Source organism: Butyricimonas sp. Marseille-P2440 (genome assembly GCF_900091675.1).
GTDB lineage: Bacteria > Bacteroidota > Bacteroidia > Bacteroidales > Marinifilaceae > Butyricimonas > Butyricimonas synergistica.
The window spans coordinates 428566-450545 of sequence record NZ_LT594610.1; the positions used below are offsets into that span (position 1 = coordinate 428566).

General features: G+C 33.4%; 18 protein-coding genes. 4 read left to right on the forward strand and 14 right to left on the reverse strand.

All coding sequences use genetic code 11. From position 1 onward, the window contains the following. Positions 1 to 161 precede the first annotated feature (161 nt). Positions 162 to 1973 carry a recombinase family protein gene (locus BN8899_RS12820; protein WP_065219723.1) on the forward strand — a complete coding sequence of 604 codons (1812 nt, stop codon included), beginning with the start codon at positions 162 to 164 and terminating at the stop codon, positions 1971 to 1973. A gap of 48 nt (positions 1974 to 2021) precedes the next feature. Here the strand turns inward: BN8899_RS12820 and BN8899_RS12825 are convergent, their stop codons facing one another. Beyond that, entirely contained in the window at positions 2022 to 2609 is a 588-nt protein-coding gene (locus BN8899_RS12825) for a tyrosine-type recombinase/integrase (protein ID WP_065219724.1), read from the reverse strand. A 224-nt stretch (positions 2610 to 2833) separates the two neighbouring features. Here BN8899_RS12825 and BN8899_RS12830 point away from each other — a divergent pair, with 224 nt between their 5' ends. After that, entirely contained in the window at positions 2834 to 4321 is a 1488-nt protein-coding gene (locus BN8899_RS12830) for a hypothetical protein (protein WP_065219725.1), read from the forward strand. Positions 4322 to 4956: 635 nt separating this feature from the next. Here the strand turns inward: BN8899_RS12830 and BN8899_RS12845 are convergent. The 13 genes from BN8899_RS12845 to BN8899_RS12910 all read right to left on the reverse strand — a co-directional run bounded on the left by BN8899_RS12845 (position 4957) and on the right by BN8899_RS12910 (position 19720). Next, positions 4957 to 5631, reverse strand: a complete 675-nt coding sequence (locus tag BN8899_RS12845) for a hypothetical protein (RefSeq protein WP_065219728.1) — start codon at positions 5629 to 5631, stop codon at positions 4957 to 4959. Positions 5632 to 5633: 2 nt separating this feature from the next. Next, the gene (locus tag BN8899_RS12850; protein ID WP_065219729.1) at positions 5634 to 7382 is read right to left on the reverse strand and encodes a WG repeat-containing protein; all 1749 of its coding nucleotides are present in this window, start codon (positions 7380 to 7382) and stop codon (positions 5634 to 5636) included. Then, positions 7379 to 8035, reverse strand: a complete 657-nt coding sequence (locus BN8899_RS12855) for a hypothetical protein (protein WP_065219730.1) — start codon at positions 8033 to 8035, stop codon at positions 7379 to 7381. Before BN8899_RS12855 ends, BN8899_RS12850 begins: the two co-directional genes overlap by 4 nt. Before the next feature lies 1 nt (position 8036). Continuing rightward, the gene (locus BN8899_RS12860) at positions 8037 to 8918 is read right to left on the reverse strand and encodes a leucine-rich repeat domain-containing protein (RefSeq protein ID WP_065219731.1); all 882 of its coding nucleotides are present in this window, start codon (positions 8916 to 8918) and stop codon (positions 8037 to 8039) included. A 78-nt stretch (positions 8919 to 8996) separates the two neighbouring features. Continuing rightward, positions 8997 to 10259 carry a hypothetical protein gene (locus BN8899_RS12865; protein ID WP_065219732.1) on the reverse strand — a complete coding sequence of 421 codons (1263 nt, stop codon included), beginning with the start codon at positions 10257 to 10259 and terminating at the stop codon, positions 8997 to 8999. A 316-nt stretch (positions 10260 to 10575) separates the two neighbouring features. Continuing rightward, complete coding sequence (locus BN8899_RS12870) at positions 10576 to 12180, reverse strand: trypsin-like peptidase domain-containing protein (protein ID WP_065219733.1); 1605 nt, start codon at positions 12178 to 12180, stop codon at positions 10576 to 10578. Between the two features lie 33 nt (positions 12181 to 12213). Then, positions 12214 to 13629 (reverse strand): tetratricopeptide repeat protein, encoded by a 1416-nt coding sequence (locus BN8899_RS12875; protein WP_065219734.1) that lies wholly within the window; start codon positions 13627 to 13629, stop codon positions 12214 to 12216. A gap of 444 nt (positions 13630 to 14073) precedes the next feature. After that, positions 14074 to 15126: a DUF3871 family protein gene (locus tag BN8899_RS12880; protein ID WP_065219735.1), complete on the reverse strand. Its 1053-nt coding sequence runs from the start codon at positions 15124 to 15126 to the stop codon at positions 14074 to 14076. 251 nt (positions 15127 to 15377) lie between these two features. Then, on the reverse strand, positions 15378 to 15830 hold the full coding sequence (locus tag BN8899_RS12885) for a JAB domain-containing protein (protein ID WP_065219736.1): 453 nt from the start codon (positions 15828 to 15830) through the stop codon (positions 15378 to 15380). Positions 15831 to 16083: 253 nt separating this feature from the next. Next, entirely contained in the window at positions 16084 to 16554 is a 471-nt protein-coding gene (locus BN8899_RS12890; protein ID WP_065219737.1) for a hypothetical protein, read from the reverse strand. Between the two features lie 141 nt (positions 16555 to 16695). Then, on the reverse strand, positions 16696 to 17595 hold the full coding sequence (locus BN8899_RS12895; protein ID WP_065219738.1) for a hypothetical protein: 900 nt from the start codon (positions 17593 to 17595) through the stop codon (positions 16696 to 16698). Positions 17596 to 18377: 782 nt separating this feature from the next. Then, on the reverse strand, positions 18378 to 19043 hold the full coding sequence (locus BN8899_RS12905) for a hypothetical protein (protein ID WP_065219739.1): 666 nt from the start codon (positions 19041 to 19043) through the stop codon (positions 18378 to 18380). Continuing rightward, positions 19031 to 19720 carry a hypothetical protein gene (locus BN8899_RS12910; RefSeq protein WP_065219740.1) on the reverse strand — a complete coding sequence of 230 codons (690 nt, stop codon included), beginning with the start codon at positions 19718 to 19720 and terminating at the stop codon, positions 19031 to 19033. The genes BN8899_RS12905 and BN8899_RS12910 overlap by 13 nt, the downstream gene beginning before the upstream one ends. 143 nt (positions 19721 to 19863) lie before the next feature. Here BN8899_RS12910 and BN8899_RS12915 point away from each other — a divergent pair, with 143 nt between their 5' ends. Beyond that, positions 19864 to 20859: a hypothetical protein gene (locus BN8899_RS12915; protein ID WP_148375424.1), complete on the forward strand. Its 996-nt coding sequence runs from the start codon at positions 19864 to 19866 to the stop codon at positions 20857 to 20859. A 201-nt stretch (positions 20860 to 21060) separates the two neighbouring features. Further along, positions 21061 to 21960: a hypothetical protein gene (locus BN8899_RS12920; protein WP_065219742.1), complete on the forward strand. Its 900-nt coding sequence runs from the start codon at positions 21061 to 21063 to the stop codon at positions 21958 to 21960. Positions 21961 to 21980 lie beyond the last annotated feature (20 nt).

The following is a 21980-nucleotide window of genomic DNA, read 5'->3' on the forward strand; positions in this document are numbered from 1 at the left end:
TGGTGGAAACAAAAAAAGGGCTGTGTTAACAGCCCTTGAATATATATAAATTGAAATTGAAGAAACCCACGGTCAGTATATGAACTTCCCGAGTTCGCTGGTTATACTATTTTGTATATTTATTTTTTATTCATATATTTGCCATACTAAAAGATATGATTATGAAGAATGCAGCATTATTATTGAGGGTTTCTACAGATATACAAGATATAGATTCGCAAAAAGAAGCTCTTTTGCCTGTTGCTAAAAGTATGGGATATAATGTTTCAGAAGAATGGATTTTTGGACAACATATTACGGGTAAGGATGATATTAGAAAAGGGGAAAGGGAATCAATCAAAAAGCTGAAAGAACTTTGCAAAACAGGCATTATTGATGTAATTATTATTTGGGAGGTGAGTAGATTAAGTAGGAGTGGTATAGCAGGGCGACAATTTATACAAGATTTTAACGAGATGAAAATTCCTATATTTTTTAAAGATAGGAATATTTGGACATTGAATCCTGATACCTTAGAGGAAGATATTAACTCTAAAATGATTATTGGTTTATACTTAGATATAGCAGAATCGGAGTTAAAAACATTAAAAGATAGAACTAATAGAGGAAAACGGAAAAATGTTGAACATGGTTTGTCTACGGGTGGATTCCAGAATTATGGATATAAAGTTGATCCTGAAACTAATAAAATAGAGATAGATGAAGAGGAAGCAAAATTTGTAAGAGATCTTTTTGCCAAATATGCTTCTGGCAAATATAGTACAGCTTCATTAACAAAATATGCTAATACAACAGGTTATTTACCAAGATATAATAAAACGAGTCGTAAAGGAAGTTTTAGAACAAATTCAGGTATAGATAGAAATACTTCGACAGTTAGATGGAGTAGGTCGGTTATAACCAAGATGCTCCATAATAGAAGGTATATAGGAGAACGGGTATATAAAGATATGATAACTAAAGTACCTGCAATTGTAGATGAAGAAATATTCAATAAGGCTCAAACTTTTTTTAGAGAAAATCCCAATAAAATAGAGAAAGCAAAGAAGTATATTCATTTGTTAGGTAGAAAAGTGGTTTGTGGGCAATGTGGTAGTAGTTATTATTCTCATGTTGGTATTACAGGGAGTGTGTATTTGTGTACCACGTATAGTTCTAAATCAAAAGATTGTGATAACATAAGAATTAATTACGAGAAATCAGAAGCCGTTGTTTGGGATTATCTAAAAAACTATTCCTATTATTTTAAAAGAATAGATGAGACTGAGAAGGAAAGGATTACTGAGGAGATAGATAAGAAAAGACGTGAGTTGTTAGAACGACAGAATAAGTTTAATCAGTTGGTTGATGAAGAGAATGTTAAAGTTAAGAATTTATTAAATTTAGTGAAGAATAGTGGTGGTGCTTTTAAAATGGAGGATATTATTCAGGACAAAATTAATATAGACAAAACAATTGAGAATTACAATATTGATTTGAATAAAATACACTCTGAATTAGCATTATTAGATAATCGTTTAAATCAAATTGTAAATACAAATTTGACTAATATTGCTATAGAAAGGATTGAAGCTGATCGCAATCAAATGAAGAACATTATAGATAGTGTTATTGATGTTATTACTGTTTATAAAGGTGGTACAGATAGAATAATTTTGCAAATTGAGTTATATGGGCGTGTTGTAAATATTTTGATGCGACGTAGGGTAAAGGTAAATTGTATATATTGTTTCATTGATGACACTGTTGCTACATTTCAAAATCCAGATAAGTTTAGAAAGGAGACACCATTACCCTCTGAAATAATAGATCAAATTCCAATATTTGATGTTGGTTCAAATAATAATAATGTTTTTGATGAAATGATATTTGGTGGGTATAGTTTTGATGAAATGTGGAATATTTTAATAAAATATGGTTGTTATAGAGAATATACACCATTTCAGCCAGTAAGGCGAGAGAAGAAAAATTGATAAAATCAAAGCCTATCCCCTCTAAATTGAAGGAATAGGCTTTTTCAATTAGAAAGACAAAGATTCATAAGTCTGTGCAACCTCTTCCTGCCTCAATCCAATATATCGTCTTGTAATAGCCAAAGAGGAATGGTTAAACATGTCCATAAGCATAACTAAAGCCCTTTCCGCATTCTCTGGATTCTGGTTGTAAACCTGCCTTCCAAAAGTTTTGCGTAAACTATGACAGGAAAAGTTTTTAACATTTACCCTGTACTTAGTCTTTACCTGCTTTAGAATCCTGTTTAACTGTTGGGTGGAGTAAACGGTTTTCTTCTGGCTTAGAAAGACAGGAGAATTAAGGCAAACTGGGTTAATGTGGTTGTAACAATCAGCGATGAACTTCTTTAGTTGTGGAGAAATGGGAATAGTCCTTTTCTTCTCCGTTTTGTGTTCCGTGATGATGATTTCATCCTTATCCAGAATCAACAACCAAGTGAGTTGCTTCATGTCATACACACGTAATCCCCAAAAGGAGCCAAGTGTAATAAACAAAGCGATTTTATAATTCCCGTCCTGTATTAGTTTTCTAGTTAGATTAAGCATATCAGCCCAATCCAGACGGTCTGCCGTGGTGTTAGAATACTTCAAACTCATAACGTTCAAATTTGTAAGATTAAATATGTAAGTGAATATTTTATAGAGCCAGAGAATAGCCCCAAATTGTAAGTGATTGATAAAGAGAGAAACGTTCACTAATTGTAGAAGTGAACATTATTGTGATTCGATATTATTTCTACAAGTTGCATTATATTATAATTTAAGAATACACATTTATTTGTATTTTTGTAGTTGTAGGATCATTTTTATAAGATTAAATTATGAGCTCAATTGATTGGAAGAGTCGCCTTTTACATGTGTATGAAAACAAACAGTACAATTTATCTGATAAAGAATATATAGAATTATTTTATAGTATTCAATCACATATTCGAAACGCTAAAGGAGAAATACTTAAGGCTATTAGCCAATTTCTTTTCTCAGGATGTAATCATTTTAATAGGTTTGCTACTCCCGCCAGTCTATATACAGATGACTCTTATCGATATTATGTTCTATTTATGGAAAGCCTTAAAAGTATTAATAAAGGATGTATCGCATATTTTGAAATATCTAAAATAAAATGGGATATATACCGTAAATATAACCTTGTTTCTTTTTCAGATGAAGACAAAGAATACTTGAAAAGGCTGGTAAAACAAATTGCCACATTAAAAGTAAGTACTATTGATCAACATTTCAATTCATTATTTGATGATTTCAAATCTGAAACACAAAAACAAATTAAAAGTCTTATTGATGATACCTATTCAATAGAGATAAAAACAACTCTTCCATATAAAATATGTGATAATGAATTAGATTGTACTTTTAACTATCAAGGAATTAAGATAAAATTTGAATGTTATTATCAATATTCTAACAATCCTCACTTAAATGTCATTAATGCTCAAGTTGATTTTGCCGCCCCGACAAAGTGGCAAGCTTATGAATCTAATATAAAAATTACACTGAATGGAATACTAGATGAGTATAAAAGTGTTTTACCATTAAACCATATTCAAGATCCAGATATGCAAGAATATTGGCCATTAGGTTTCAAATTTACATTTGAAATAATTGAAAAAGTTTGGTGGAATTTAAAAATTAGAAATCTTGTAAATAATTCATGGATTCCAACCCCAACAGACATCGGGCCTTTGGAATACACACAATATGCCAATCAAGAATCCATTGCTTGGACACGTGTGACCCCTCCTGGCAACATTTATATCATTCAAGGAAATCAAAATCATAATAAACTTCATTTAAACGAGCTTCAAAAAGTACATTGGCATGAAAAATCTTATTATCATGCAATAATGTCTATGGAAACAGGCCAATTACAAGAGTCTGTTTTTTGGATTAATGTCGCAATAGAAGCATTGATATATTATTTTGTAGATAATTTAATTTCAGATTCTTCAACCAAAGAAAAGATTTTCAATGAAAGGCGTCTTTTTGAAGAAGCGGAAGAAATAATCAGAGAACAATTGCCAGATTGTGCAGGTAAGATTAATTGGCCAGATGTAAAAACACATGCCAGCCCTTTTTCAATATTAAAACAAACACTTAAAATCGCCTCTTGTGATTTAGATAAAAAATTTGTTATTAAACAATATAACCAAATTAGAGATGGATTACGTAACGAATTATTTCACGGAAAAGGAACTGGAAACGTTGATATTATTAAACTTAAAAATGCTATCATTGCTTATGAATGGTTATATGAAAATTTTCAAAAAGAGATTAATAAGCCTCGCAATTAGCTAAAATAATTGGTTATGAACACTGCACAATATACAAAATCATTGTTTCTTGTAGAACCAGTAACAACCAATAATGATGCTTATTCCACCCAAGGCGTACCAGTATCCTTGAAATATCAATTCTGATAGAGTGGCTTCTGTATGATAATATCTCGAATAATAACGAAGATTTATCCCAAAGTAGTCTGAATCTGAGTTTAATAGCCATTCAAGGGAAAATATTATTACAAAACTAATCATCCAGATTATGTAGAATATTTTCCAATTTAGAATTGTCTGTATTAATTTTTCTTTTCTCATCATATAAATTTATCCAATAGTAAACCAACAATCATGGTAATCGCTAAAGGGCTCAACCAAAGCAATAATATTAATCCTATATCTTTCTTGTTCTTCTTTCTAACGCATAAAACAAGTGTCGCTAATAGAAATAATATCATTATTATGAAGAGTAGTAGAAAACAATATAAATTTAGATCATAAAGGGATATATGCCATTTATCCAGATAAGTTTGTAGACTATAACTTTCCCATTTACGACATACGATTAGTCCTGCAATGAATGTAAAGATACAATTACATAAAAGTAATATCAGGACATACACACGTAAATCTTTCCAATATTTCATATATCATCATCTTAAAAAGTGTCCGTGCATCAATAATTCTTTTACCAACCTTCCCAATTTAAAGGTGAGCATGGGAAACAGGAATAAACAGAAATATAGAAGTCCATTAATCCACTGTTTTTTATATATGAGATATACCCCTAACAAGGTTGTAATTAGTCCTAAAGTCCACCAGTATATTTGGCATATCGCTAATATATCCATATTTATAAATGTAATGAACAAGACGAGAAAGACTATAAAACTGATAGCCCAGAATAAATAGATTGCCCGCCAGTTCAAATAATAATGAATAATCTTGCTTGTTATTGGTTCATACTTGACACAAAAAAGACAGTAGAATGTCATATAATATAAAACGGTAAGAGTGAAATCAACTCCACTGTTTTCTATTACTATTAAAGGTTGAATAAATATCCCGTATATAACTAACGGGATAGCTATAAACAAGAAATAGGCTATAACTCCTTTTGCTTTTTCCTTATCCCAGAAGTAATACAGGCAAAATAGATAATAGCATCCAGTAAAGGAAAGCATGAGCATCCCGTTTATAATTCCTAGTGTAGCGTTACTACCACCACTATACAGGAAACAGGCAATAGAGTTTACCATTGCGGGAACAAGGAAGCCCCAGTAAGAGGCTTCTTTTGATAGTATTATTGATTCTAATTTTTCTTTCATGATTACCTATTCATTAACGTATCTTTAATCTCAATATTTGGCATTGGTAATTGTAGCCATGAATCAATAACAGTACTCCTAAAATTATTCTGGTATTCGCTCATGTAATTTGTCACGTCAAGATAGAATTGCCGCATATGTTCCATTTGAAGTAGAAGCAAATCCCTTGTTTCATTGTTTAGTAACCGTTTAAGTTTTAGCCTACAACCTCCTTTGTTGATATTGTTTAATATATTAAACCTGTACTCGATTAGTTGCTCCCATTTGTGCCTTTCATTATTGATATGGCGAATTGCTATGGGGCTCAAACCTTGTACTTGTACAAGATCATTGTAACAAGCGATAATGGAATCATTCCAACTGAAAAATTCAACTTGTTTATTTATTGTTGTTACATCAAAGTTAGTTTCTTCATTAAAAAGTAGGAGATAAGAATAAACCAAGCGTAAGATTTTTTGCAAGTTTAATTCTTCAATAGTATTGTAGTATGTTTCTGAGTTTTGTAATTTATGAATGGTTGAGAAGGTATGATCATGAAATTTCCACCACTCGTTATACAATTTGTTCTCTATTTGAAAATCAACACTTAAAAAATTATTGGAATCTTGTGAAAATTGATCTCTCCAATGATTGCTTGTATTCATGTATGAATCTCCCCAATGGTCATAGTACAAGTAATCACCTATAATTTGAAATTTGGGTAAGGTATCTTGTTGATTTATTATAATTTCTCTTATCGTATTTACATTTTGTTTCAAAGAAAACATGATTGTATCTATTAGTGTTGTGTCCTCCCCATATCGAAGTTGCTCCAGTTTATGCCATTCAAATGGAAGCTTTGTTCTAGTAGGTAGAAGCAGTAAAGAATCCTTACCATTTTTGGTAAACACGCAAGAATCCTCGGTTCTATTCCAAAAATACATTTCAGAACAATGACTTAACAAGATTGATAAAGTTGAATCACAGAACAAACCACGTTGCATATCCTTCTCTAGCCAGTGGTAATTGTTCATGCCCATTGGATTAGGCGAGATTTCATCATATTCAAATGGTAAAATCTCTCTTCCACTAGTATCAATAATCCCGTAAAAAGAAGCTTTACATACTGCTATGCCGTAATTATTAAATTGAGAAACACTAGAAAATACTTTTGGACTAACAAGTTTCCCCAGAGTATCAATATAAATATATGAAACACCTTTGTACGTGTGCCTATTCGTGTCTGGAATAATCATTACATCATTATCTGAAATACTAGTAGTCCAGTTATTATTAATTTTTACAATAGCCCTATTATGATTAAAACGGATAGGACATGGGGAATATATTCCAGATATGACCTGTTTATCACGATCTAGCAATAACCAACCTAATTTGTCTTTTTTAGTGCGAGGCTCAAGATGCTTCCCTATATTCATTTTGTAGTCCACCAAGTCATAAGAAATAGATGTTCCACGTATAAACATGGGAATACAAAACGCAGCAAGTAACATTCCCACATCCTTCCACTTTTTTTTGTACAAGCAATATATGAAGGGTAAAATTATCCATATACCTAGACATGGATAATATAATCCTCCATTTATATATAATTGCCCCAACTCAAAATCTCCAAATTTAATGACAGGTTTGAAATTAAGCCAGTAACACCCGTCTGGACGAATCCAAGAATCAAGTAAAAAGAAAATCGTAAATACCCAGATGATTGGTATTCTAATATCGTTCAGATAAGCAAAGCGTAACCGTTTCATAATTTGTAAATTAAAGAAATTATCTCTTTAAAACAGATTGGAATAAAAAACATCACAGCATTTAACCACTGCTTTTTTCGTAACCAATAGCATCCAGATATAGCAAAGACGCAACAACCAATAATCTTTAAAATGAATAATATTTCTATTATAGAGAAGAATAAATTCCAGTTATTTTGTAGTGTTCCTATTACAAGTAGATAGATGAACCATATTATATACATGGTCTTCCAGTTTAAACAAACCTGTATTAATCTTTCTTTATCAATTAGTTTCTTTATCATTTCTTTTGCAAGTACTAAAAATGGGACAGAAATGATTGATAAACGCAGCATCATCCCAAATGTTGATTCGTTAATTCTTGGGAAGATTGCAGGGATTAATATTGATAACACGTACAAGCATCCTAAATAATATAGCTGTTTATTACCTTTGGGGATGAACTCGTAAGCGATACAATAACAGGAATGGATAAATACTAACACCATAAAAGAGTTGATATTACTTACATATCCTACCCTATTTTTAATCGTCCATAAATGATGATCCCAGTAAACAACCAATTCAAATAGCAAGTAACCTATTGTAAGTGCAATCAAAGTCAGAATAAATGCTATTCCTATCTCTTTAAATATCTTTGTCAGTACATCCATGTTATTCTTCTATTATTTGTTTAAACTCGCACCACCCCATAGCCTGCCTGTAATCCTTGTAAGAACCAACAGGAACGAACAATTTACATTCCATGTAGTTCTTTTTACTAAATGTATTATCTCTCACGCTAGGAGGTATTTTATTCTTGGAATGTATCTCGATTAAAGAGTTACAATTACCCAAGGCAAAATACCCTAGCTCTTCTAGGCTAGAAGATAAAGTGATCGCTACTAAACTTTCACAACTCCAAAAAGCAAATTCTTCCACGCAAGTAACCTTGTCAGGAACGATAGTAGTGCTTAGTTTCTCGCAATGATTGAAAGCATTTTTACAGATGCGAGTGACCTTACTAGGGATAGTAACACTTGTAAGACTAGAGCAATTCTTCAACATTCCAGTCCTTATTTCAGTTAATTTATTTGGCAAAGTGATTGACGTTAGGCTCCAACAATTCCAAAAAGCGTTAGTACCAATTTCCATGATACTATCAGGTAACGTTATTGAAGCCAGCTTGGTACAACCACTAAAAGCCCCCTCGCCAATTCTATATAACCCGTTAGAAATAAATATAGATGTTAGGTTCACGCAATTCCAGAAGGCATAGTTGCCAATTCTATCCACGTGGTTAGGTATCGTGACGGTATGTAATTCAAAATTGTTACTAAACATCTTGTTACCAATCACGATAGTATCTTTAGAAATCTCTATTGTTTTCTTTAATACCCCTGCTTCTTTCTCACAGTTAGGAGATAAATCAACGTGAATACCTTCCCTTGTTAATTCTTCATCAACAAGAGAGGTATCACGTTTCGTGTCTTCCGTGAAAGATACTGTAAATTGCCTCTTTATTTTGGCTAACCATGAGGGCTTCCTCTCTTTCATGTTTTTGTTTCTTGTTATATCATTTAACACTGTTATCCACAAACATATTACATGAAAAATTTTACCACGTGTCCAGAATTAATTGTTATTATTTGTTCTCTCTTTCAGACTTTGTAGATATGCAAGTTCATGTAAAGCGAAATCTTTATTTGCCTCCTCGTTTAGCATCTCTTTAAATATATTCTCTGCTTCTTCCAGTTTTCCCATGTCTACATAAGTGTATGCAAAACGTCTACGCAAAAAATTGTAATAAAGAGAAACCTCTTCTGTAACCTCTTCTTTAGGCAACTTTTCTACTCTATCAAGTTCATCACAAATAATAATCATTGCCCTAAAATCTTTACTGTTTACCAGACAATTTATGTATTCCATATTGTAAGAAATTTTGTCGCAACTTGGACACATGATAGAAAGATAGAATAATGCTTTCTCGTATAGTTGTAATTCACTATAACAATATCCTAAACGATAACACGTTTTGAAAAATATATCCGCTTTCTCTTCTGTTAGCTTTCTTTTCCATCCATCTCGCAGTGTTTGGAACACGTTCTCAAAATAGATGATGGCATCCCAAAAACGCTTCTCTTGGAATACCTTGTTACCCCACCAGTAATCTTGTCCCACGTTCACTTTTAGCTGGTTTAATAACCATTCTTGTTCTTCCGTGATCTCGTTGTATTTCTCTTGTTCCAGTTTCTCAAAAGCGTCTTCTTTCAAATAGTTGTAACGAGCGATTCTCTCTTTAGGGTCAGTTTTATCGTAAGCGAACGTGACGCTTAAAACTCTAGGTTTATTCTGGTTAATCGCATAAGTCTTGTCTTTCTCGTAAGCAGGTACGGGCATCAAGATTGTTGCACATATAAACCATGAATCATGACCTCCCCCTGTTCCTCTTAAATGAACTATAATTGATTCATCACTTCGACTAATGGATTTATCCGTGTCTACATCTACCGCCCCGTATTTTCTGTACGATATGGTTAATACCACATTCTCGCCATGTTTATAACCTATCTCTCCTTGTTCGTCTATTTTTAGTATTGCTTTACACAGGTCATAATTCCAGATGGCTTCTCTATCACGAACAAGTTCAAATTGTTTATCAAAATAGTTAGAAACGATTCCCATGTCTGACACTTCTTCTTTCCTAACATCATAGGTTTTATTTAACAGCATTCCCAAGGTTACTTTCTTGTCCTCGCTCGCTCTGGCTTGTAGTTCCATTGGTTGATGCTGGAATCGTAACTCGTTGGTCAAGTAATTTGAATCGTCTAGGAAATCTACAATATCTTTATCTGCTTTTTCTTGTTTCTTGTTAAATAGTGACTTCAATCCTTTCATGTTATAATTTATTAATAATTAAATATATATTTTGTTTCCTTATAGGCTAGAAAAGTTGGTATATACAAACAATTGTCGTATCTATAAAAAGTGAGTTTTTATCATGATAGGTATATAGCCATTCCACGATAATCACTCACTTACTGGTGATTAATCTTTCCACTTGTTTTCTAAATTCTTACATATTTATATATGTAATCATAAAATATACGCAACAAATAAATCCATGCTCATTTTAGTGTGTCATTGATTTTATTAATAATTTCATTTTTGTTGTATTGACAAGTATTAGATTCTCTTTCTTGTATTAGTTATTTTATTTACAACCACATTGTTCCCATAATCCTTCAAGTTGTTTTTCGAGTTCTTTGTCATCTGTAAGGTTATAAGCAACTTGAATATCTTTACAAGCACCCTTTCGATCTTTATTACGGGCTTTAAATATTGCCCTATACATATAAGCATAAGCATCCCGTTTAAAATCCTCAGATTTAATAACTTCATCCATATCTTGTATGGCTTTTCTCCATTCTTCTATATCAGCATAAAGGTATGCTCTAGTTAAATAGTTATCTGGTTGTACGGGATCTATAGCAATCACTCTATTCAAGTCATTTAATGCTTTGGAATATTCTTGATGATTCCTGTACAATTGAGCTCTATTTAAAAGTCCAGTAGTGTTACTTGGATTACTTTCAATTGCTTTAGAAAAATAATATTGTGCATCACTGTTATTATCCATCACGTAAGAAATGATACCCATTGCATTTAATGCTAATTCATCATCTGGATTATTTTCTAATATATTGGAAAATACAGATGCAGAATATTCTAAATCACCTTCTTGCATGGAAACATAAGCAAAATCTCTAAAATAATTATCAACATTTACAGATATTTTTTTCCTGTATTCATCTAAATTGATATTCATGAATTGCCATCCCCTAGAAGTGTAACCATACACAATATCAATATTTTTAAGTTTATTTTTTATTGCTGGAAAAAACACTTTAAATCTTGTGCAAGAAGCCAAAGGTGTTGGAGTTCCATCGGCTTTATTTACACCAATTGTAGATGCCGTTAGATAGTGTTTTATGTCTAGATCTTTATCATGGATTAAAAAACCTGCATCTTTTTTATTTAATTCACACCATATAACTGCATTAGGAATACTGAGATTGAGATTTGTATATGAAAAATAACCAATGGTCATGTTATTTTTAAACTCTAGGGCATGTAACATAATTTCAGCCCCTTGATTTGAAGGTATATTTAAAAGAATAAATTTATCCCCTCGATTAAAAGAGGAATTATTTTTAACAAAGTCATTCTTTTTTAGTTGTTCAATTTTATCTTGATCTAATAACACACCAAAGTTAAGATTTTGTCCTCTTGTTTTTTGAAAAGTAGCAACGGCAAAACATTCTCCTTTGTCATTTAATATGGCACTACCACTACTACCAGGTGAAATTGGTGCTGTAATTTGTACCGTTTGTCCATGTTGTTGATCTTCCCTGTAAGAAGAAACAATTCCTTCTGAAACAGTATTTTCCAACCCAAGTGGAGCACTAATATTATATATTTTTGCACCTTTCTGTGGAGATTTTGTCGCAAATTTCAAAAATGAATGTTGAGTTTTAGAAGGTTTGATTTTGAATTTTACAATATCCCATTTTTTATCAGAAGCCACAACTTCTTTTATTTCGTGCTCCTTTCCATCAACAGTTTTTATTATTGCTTTTACCGCACCATCTAGTACATGATAATTCGATATTCCCATACCAGATGGGTCAATAAAGAAGCCAGATCCAGAGCCTTTAGGTGCTCCAAATTCATCGTAAGTATATATTGTGAATGTAGCGTTTTCTGTTTCTGATATTATGTCTGATAATTTTTTAGTACACGCTTGTAATAATACCATCGTGATACAATTAATAAAAAAATATATCTCATATCAATTAATTTTGAAATTAGGGTCTTTCTTTAATTTGTTTGTCACTTGAGGACGAGATTGAGGATTAGCATTTATTCCCTTTAGAATGTTTTGTCCTGCAACACCTCCTTTATTTAAATCATCTTTATATGAAGCAATCCCAAGTACATATTTGGCACATCCTCTAACATTATAAATGTACTCATCACGATCACAATATTGGTCAGGTAATTCGTTTAAAGCCTTATTCGCAAAACTAATTGCCGCTTCATATTGTTGATTTTCAAGATAACATTTCGCCATAGCTGAATAAACGCCTTTACTTTTTGCTCCTAAATATGTTGCGTTTGAATAATGTTCTATTGCATCATTATACAATTGATGATACTGTAATACTCGTCCCATCTCCTCTGAAAATTTTTGTTTTCTATAGCTATCATTGCTTAGTTTTTCATCGCCTGCTGTATACAAAACAAATATAGTTTTTTGATCACCTTGCACAAAAAGTAGTTGCTGTCCCATGTCAATATATTTGGGAATTGCAACACCACATTCTTTGCCAAGATCATCCGAGCATATATACAAATGCCAAGTATCACTATCCTGTCTATTTTTTATATCAATTTTAGCAAGTGTTTCATTTGTTGCGGGGTTGATAAATACAAATTGGTTATCATTTATTAATACTGCGTTGTTTTCCATTGTTATAGAATAGTTCTCATGTTGAATACTGATTCTTCCAATCACATAACATACAATGATATCGCTTTTACCGTAAGATGATGAAGATTCTTTAGGCTCTGCGGGAAGAAACTCCATCACGTAATTTAATAATTGAGTTGCAATACCCACTGCGTTGTTGGTAGTGTTCTTCATGGAACCTAAAATACTTGTTTCTCTTGTACCATTACTGGTAATGCCAGCAGAATTAGTCCATGAACCGTCTGGATTTCTTCCAAATCCTTCAGAATCTAATGTTTTTAATACTAATTTAAAACCTTCCTCAAATAGCTCTCTCTCTTTGTTAGAATAATTGTTTCTGCGTAACCACGATTCTCTTTCTTGTATAAATAGGTTCTTCAATTTCTCCACGCTGTATTTTTTTCCAGCCCATTCAAAAGTCCTCTCCCTGAAATCGTGTTGGTTGTTTACTGTTTGGGTAGGTTCTTGTTGTTGTAAACAGAGTTTTGTAATATATCCAATGGTATTATTAACCTTTACTTTATAATATACACTTCCAGTATTGATGTCTAAAACATAAACCGTTTCTCCTTTTTTACATTTTTGAATGACATCCATGCTTGTTGGAGAAGGACGAAGGTATGCCATAATTCCATCTTTAATTACGGTTTGATAAATGTAAGCTTGTTGTGCAACTAAAGGATAGTTAATGATTATTAATGAAATCATAACCACGGTATTGATAATTTGTTTCATAGTAATATGTTTTTAATTTGTAATATATTCCATTACTTTATTGAACTCCCCAATCCCCCAAGAAGTATTAACACAAAAAAGAAGCGTGGGAATTGTCAGTTTATTCACTTTGAGGGTCTGGACTCCCTTTCATACAAATAAACAGCTACCCCACGCTAAACCAGTATATATAATTGGATTGTATATATGGCAAGCATGAGCGTTTGTACTGTTTATCCCTGTATGATTGAAATTGTCCAGATTCCAAAGTGAGGATAAAACTAAACGCTTCTATTATCTAACATGTTACCAAACAGGTTTTACCCTGCCCAGTGTCATACAAAGGTAGATAATTTTTAGCATCCTACAAACGCCACTACGGGGTAGCCGTGTAACAAATTTATGAATTAATCATCGCCCGCTGCCAGACAACGGGTATTCTATTGTAATTTAGAATTAGATTAATTACTCTATAAACCATTTATAGGTGTTATCACCATGTAACGCCCTATCTATTCCTTCCGTTAATTGCGTGGCGTTTAACGATCTATCAAGAAAATTATCAATGTAACTACTTTTATTCGCACCTGTCAACATATTGTAGAATTTCCATAAATTTATTTCATTCTCTCCATGCTCCCTCTTGAAATTGTCATCGTTGTAATACGCTTTAGCCACCATGTTAATCTGGCTATCCGTCAACTCCATGTATGGTAAACGTTTCTTCTCTCTGGCAGGTAAACATTGATATAACCTACTTTTACCCAAGAATTGTGCGAATTGATGTTCAGTGAGGTAAGAACCCGTGAAACTCTTCATCAACCTTAAATGCTTTTCCGCATCATAAGCCTGAAATAGTTTCATCACACCTCTAAATAAATCATGGTAACTCATCGCTCTTAAATCAGTCTGGAATCCATCTGTAAACGTACACAGGTTACAACATACCTTGTTCTGGAATCCAATAGCAACACTGAATCTCTCTGATGTCTTCTTTGAATAGAGGTTCTCCCTGTTATACGCCCTCACACCTGTAACACATAGATTGACCCTGTTACCGTTTATAGATTCATAAATAGTTGGAATCTCGAAAGCGAACGCCATTCTTTCATAATAGATGGTCTTGTCACTTTCTAGCAGTTCTGCCACTGGTTTATGTATAGCTTCTGGAATCCTACCTTTTATAACATGGCTAACCATTATATCAGGTTCATCTATGCTTTCCCCTCTAAACAATTCACTGGCTACCTTATGAACTGTTTCAATAAATGCTGGATGGGATATTGTCATCTCGTTATCCTTGCTGAACACTGGCACGATACAATCATTCTTTAAATGTAACATATCTACTGGCGTGGTGTTAGCCTCTATGAAATGCTTTCTCCTTTCCTTCTTGGTGGGTTCATTTACCACTTCATAAGGAGTGTAAGTAGGTTCTTCTTGCTTGACGTTATTACTGCCAAATAAAACTGGCAACAATCCTTCATTCTGGCTTGGAATTAATATTGACGTGTTCATAATCTAGTCTATTTAACGGTGGTGGAAATATTTGAAATTTCAGTTTATATATACAATTCATAAATTCTCCACCAACCTTGATTTATAATGTTCATTATCACTTTTACTTGATTCATTTGTTCTCTAGCGTTATGCCAGTTAAAAAATAAAACTGGAAATATATTTATAGTTTACTTTCTATTGGTGGTGAGAATTATTGTCCTTATTGGCTATATATACCAATCCAGACATAAATTCACCAACCTAAATTTTCATATCCTACCGTTAGCTGAATAGCTGTAATAACCTTCTTCATAATATAGGACATAATCCAGTAACTCTACATCTATATATGAAAGTGCGATCTTTACTTGTTGTACCAGTTCATCATCCTGTTTAGTTGGTTCTATATCACCAGAAGGTTGATTTATACAAACTATCACGCTTTTACAATTAGAGAGTGCCGCTAGCTGTACTATAAACCTTATATCCGTGATGTTGTAAGATAACGCACCTTCACTTGTTGTAGATATGCCTAACACTTGATTCCTACCATTTAACAGGATAACTCTAGTTGAGATATGGTGTTCCACGGTATCTTTAAATGGAGAAACCAGTAACTCGTGAACATCTTTAGCGGTTACTATTTTATACCTTTTAGAAGGTTTGGTATTATTCCTGTACACCAGTTCCACCACTGGCACTTTTATCAATTCTTCTTTCATGATATTGTTTTACTTGATTTTTAATTTGAATACATTAATGGTAATGAAATTTAGAGAGTTGTAAGTTTATCAGGTTTGGCAATGGAGAGGAAAGATTCTTGTTTATACTGCCTGTTTAGAAAGGTGATACTTCCTTCACTTTGGTATAACAATATCTTCCCCCTTTCCACCGCGCTCCCTGTCCCTGTTCCTTCTCCACTAAAGGATTATTTTAGTAGAATAATGCTTTTACAAAAAAAGTAGAGATTACTCTCTACTCTTCATCAAACAGTATGGCGAATTTCCATACCGTTAGCGTGTACTCGTTCCCGTTGTAACTGGCTGGTGTTTCCATGCTACCACAGCAAATAATAGTTTGCCCGTCTAGGATAGAAAACAAATCCTCGTAACTGGTATTTACTGCCAGAGGGTAAATGTATTGTAGCCTGTCTTTATACTGTTCCTCTATAACTGGATCACACGGGACATCATCGGGTGTTATCCCCGTTTGCTTGGAACCTTTCACCATGTTACGGATTCTAATATCTACCCTTTCATCCCCTTTCACGCAGGAGAGGGAAATACTTGTTGGGTCTTCACCCTTGAATCCAATAACTTTTAGAATATCACCCACTTTTGGAGGTGCTGGTAACGTGACCAGCTTGCCCGCCAGTTTGGATTTACTAATGTCTGAAAAACATTTGGGCATGGTAACCTTGTTCACTTCAAAATCTTTTTTTAACATGATAATTTGTTTTTAATTAATTGATTTTTTTCCAGAGATGGGTGGGGGATGTAAATGGTACACTACCCTAGCGTGGAACACTCTTCAATATATAATGCCAACCTGAAATTGAAAGGGAGGGGGTGTTTTAGAGAGGGTGGGTTACAAGATAATGTCTACCTTACACTTTGCAGGTAGTTCCTTTTTCTTACCCAAGAATGCTTTTATAAAGTATTGTAAACTGTTGATTTGTCTGGGCAAATTCTTACAATGAACGGGCAAGTTATACTCTAGGGAATAATACTTGTAATCCTCAACACTCCTGTAATTATTGTTCTCCATATCCCTCTTTAACACATCCTCTGGAACATTGAATCTCATTTGAAGTAGATGAGAAGCTAACTTGGCATCATAAGGAGGTGGGATAACCTTTTGCTTGATGCAATAATCCCTAATAATACCGTACACCTTGTTTGTTTCTTCTATCACTTGTTCTGGTAGGTCTACCATTATATTCTCATCAGTGATAAGGAATAATTTATCTCCCTCTACCAGTTTATCATGTTCTATCGCCATTTTAATATACTTGCTAACCGTCCCCCTGTCCATGTTAAGAAGTTCAGCGATTTTACTCTTGCTGTAACAGGTTACGTTGGTATTATTAAGACATAAACATTTAAGCAATACTAGGAAGGCTTTCAACTTGTTTGGAATATCTTCTGCCAGTAACTTGGAATCAAACCTTACCCAGTTCGTGACAGGTATATCAATCATGTAAGTAATACTTGTGCTTATCCTGTTCGCTTCCTCGTTATACCCTTTAACAGAGAATTTATCCAAATACTTTAATTCTTGAAATTTACTGGTGTACTTGGTAATAGTGTCTTCATCCTTTATCCCCGTAACCTTGCAAAGTGTTTTTCTCGATACATGGGATTCACCCGTTCTATAATCTGATTTAAAAAGTAAACACATGAACACGTAAGTTTCATCTAGGTTCAGTTTACCCGCTATATCTCTTGTTATAATACATTTCCTGCCCTGTTTCTCTTCATTATCCATTTTAATACCACTTGAAACAATTATAAATAAGCTATCTACGTGATTTGGGGAAGAGGCTTCATTTATAAAAATGGCACTGGCTTTAACCTAGTGGGATGGACTGACAAGTCCGTGTCACCATACTAGTTACTAGTATTAATAGTTAATAGTATATACCCCGTGAAACCCGCAATCATGAAGCCCTGTCAAATCCCCAACTTTTAAATATTAATTTTTATGGAGGGATAATCTCTCTATTTCAGGTTGGAATCTCTAGTTACATGAAATACACTTGTATCATGTAGCTTTATAGATTAATCTTTAGAAGGTGGTAGTATCTGGATTCTGGTATTCTCATCTGGGACGTAGTATATTTTCCTTACTTTATCTACCTGTTTTTTAATCTTTTTCAGCCCTTTAGACTTTATCCAGAATCCTATGGATACCTTGTTATCTGGAATACCTGATTGTATGGCTAATCGCCTTAATCGCTCGTAAGTGTACATGATTTAATAGTTTGATTAGTTAGTATGGTGTATCTAGTTTAGTGCCACTTGAAGACCAAAAATTACTCCTTACAGGTTGGTGTGCAAGGAGTAATAGGAATCTTTTATATAATTGTTTCAAATGGTATGCTTTGATATTTAAGATGATACAAAGATATTAAACATCTGGGATACCGACAAATAGAGTATAGGTATTCTTAAAATACAAAGTAAATAACTATTTAAAGAAAAAATATTTCCCTCTCACCTTGTTTGCCTGTCAATTTAATATATTAGTAACTTCGATTCTTGTTTTATTTAGTAATTCAAATCAATACCCGTTTTATCTTTTACGAATTCGATATATTCTGTCAAAGTTTTTTCCGCATACACTTGGGAGAAAAAATCTAGTACATTATATTTTTTAGCAAGGAATATAATACCAGAATCTTTTTTAATTAATTCCTCTTTTGAATTACTCAACATTTCTTCCGTTTGATTTTTTATAAATTCTGAATTATCCCAGATGTTCCTATTTTCTTCTTTAGGCTTTATTTGTAACATAAAAATTAGAATAGTTGAAGCTTCCTCTGAAGTAATATAAGAATTAATATTACAAAAATGTTTATCAGAAGATTGAGCTTCAAAATATCCAGTATCGCTAACTTCAACTATTGATAAATCATATGCCCAAGATTGATTCTCTTGAGAACACTCCTTGTAACCTAAATAAAATTCAAAAATATAGCAATATAAAAAATCCCATGCCCAAATATTATCCACTTTAAGAGTTCCATAGCTACCACGAACCGAATGGATTGTATCGAAAAAAAGTCTATTGCCAGTTAAGGAGGAAAATTTTAGTTTGTCTTGCACGAAATGCATGATATCCACAATTCGATGTTGATACTCGTATAATAAACGATGAGCCTTACGTACATCAACTAAAGCCTTTTCCATATCAGCTTGATTTATTTTTTCCATATTGAAGAATTAAATATTGATATCGAAGATTGATTTATAGATAGATTGTTCTTGTTCAATGTTTCCAACCAAATGATATTATGTACTCCAAACATGTTTAAGCCCCAAATGATATTTTCAAGTATTCTGGCATGAGTTCGATCCTGTGTTTCATGATATTCTTGATCTAACGTGGAGAGTAAAGAATGCCAAGTACATTTGTAAACGCTATAATTTATTGATTTATTTATTGATTGATTATTAAATAATATTGTTCGATCTTTCGGATCAAGATTTGTACAACCTCCTAAAGCAATAAGAATGATAGGTTTTGAATACCCATGTTCTACACAGAAAGAACATACTTCCTTGTCCCACTGTTCCTCGTACTGCCCACAATAATCACTCATTTTTGCTTCAATTATCATATCTAATTGATCAAATTGAAAGACTACATCTGGTTCCACGTATCTACTGTTAGTAATACTTTCATCATCAGCACTATATTTAGACCAAAACGAATATGAACATAATTCTCCAACATTTTGAGGTGTTTTTATCGCACACGCACGTTTAAGAATCTTGTAAATTATAAAAGAAGGAAGGTAGATCAAATTTCCTAAAACTGTTGATGTTTTTAAATCTTCCTTCCATATATTTATATCAGGAAATTTATTGTTAAGTAAAGCTTGCAACATAGATTAAATATTTATCAATCATAAGCCAAATATAATCATTTTGTAACACAAAAAAGTCATTGATTAATGGTGATATTTTCAGGAGAATCTTTTTTACTGTGATAAAAATATATTTTACTTTTAACCAACTAAAAAGAATGATTATGAAAGCAAACGAGATGATTTTAATAGAAACGTTGAAAGATATTGAACCTGCATTAAAAGAATACTTCGCTTATGACAGGGCGATGTTATACCCTGAAATAGAAAGAATGTATCTAGCAACTCACCCAGCAGGATTACATAACATACAACCAGAAGACAAGTACAGGGTAGAAGTTCCTAGTATGCTAGATGAACTGGCAACAAGTGATAACCCGTTTGATTGGCAACGTTACGCTCCTAGAGAGCCAAAGATGACAAAAGTGGTTGATACCTTAGCTTACATGACAGACAACATAAAAGGTATCCTTTTTAAAGATGATGGATTGAAGAAAAAGATAGAGGAACTAGTTGAGGGAAATAATATCCCAGAAGAACATCAAGTTGCCATGGTTCACGTCCTCTGGATACTAGCCATTATCTACAAGAAGCATGAAGCGTTCAAACCTATCCTCGACCCTGAATTACTGGAAGAAACGTATAACATGGATACCTATTTCCAGCAAGTAAGACCTGAAATGCTACAACTCTACCTGTTCCTTGAAAGGGATAAAAGGAAGAAAGATAAATCAATCACTTTAAGTAACAACCAAGAAAAGATTACCATTAATAATGCCATGGAGAGCTGGTTTAGCAATCTCCTAGATTCTTACCTTCATATATACTTGGGAGTAAATTCTATTGAAGAAGCGGAAGAAGAATTGAAAGAAGTCTATTCATCAAAGAAAGGGCGTAAGGCAGATAACCCAGCACGAAACCTTGTAATAATGGGGATATACCGTTTATTAAAAAAACATTCCCAGTTAAAGGATAGCAAAATACATGATTTTATCTACGAGTACATGTGTATAATAGAAGAAGGTGATGTAGTTAATGCAACAATAAAATCCGTGATTGAATATTTCAAAAAAGGCGATTACAAACCCCAATGGGTTCCCGCATCACAAGGTAATTATAGAATCTCCCCCAATAACCCTTCCAAACTTTATTTTTGGTAACAACACTAGCCGTCATACATTTTTTTCTTGAAAAATTCGCAGAGAATAGTAAAAATACTGGAACTATTTCTCTGCGAATTTTCATTTATTGCTTCTATAGTTTTGTGTCGTCAATCAAGAATGACGGCGCGCACCTCTTCCAAGATTGAGAACAAACTCCAACCCAGTTGGAAGTGAAATATTAATTTTAAAATAGATTTTATGAAAGAGTATGTTTTAACTAAAAAGGGTATTATTACCCTAGCAGCCCTAAAGGCTACAGGTAAAAAGGTTGCTTTTATTAAAGGTAATCGTCAGGTACAAGAGAAGAACGTAAACGCTAAACGGGCTTCTTTAATGGAGAACGGTCAAATCATCCCTGCCGTTATTGTAGACGGTGAAGAGGTACAATCCGTAGATTTGGAAATCGTGGATGCAGAAACGGGGAAACCTGTCGTACCAGAAGACCACGACAAATATGTAGTCATACTGGACGGGCAGCACAGGTACACCGCCTACATCCAGAACGGTGACAAGAACAAGGGAGAGTTCTATTTCATGTACCCGTTAAACGAGGGGATAACCCTTCAAAAAATCTTGTCAGAGGCGAATATCGCTACCAAGATGTGGGACGGCAAGGACTTTGCTAGTGGTGCGTTAATGATGAACCCAGATAAAGACCTGCCCCTTCTGGAAGCAATAGTTGAATTGCTTAATCAAGGTTTCCCGTTAGCCACTGTACAAAAATGGCTATGTTTTAAAAACGCAGGTATTACCAAGGAGGTTCTGGCAAAAGCCATGAACGGTAAGATTGACGAGAAACTCCAGAAAACTCCTTACTTGGAGAAAGGTAAACGGCTTTTGAAAGCAGCCCAGAAATCATTTAACAATGACTTTTTAGGGAAACGGTATCTGGTTGACTTGTTGATTGAGAAGTATGAAAATGCAGACGACGAGAAAAAAGCTGAAACCATGAACCAGTTGGTAGAGTTCCTTTCAGGAATTGACAGGAGTAAAGCAGAGGAGATCGAGAAAGCCAAAGGCTCGAAGGGTATCATTACCAAGGAGCAGGTTATCCTTAACAAGCTAAACGAGTTGTATAACTCCAAATTCGGTGCTTAGGAATTGAAATGTAAATACCG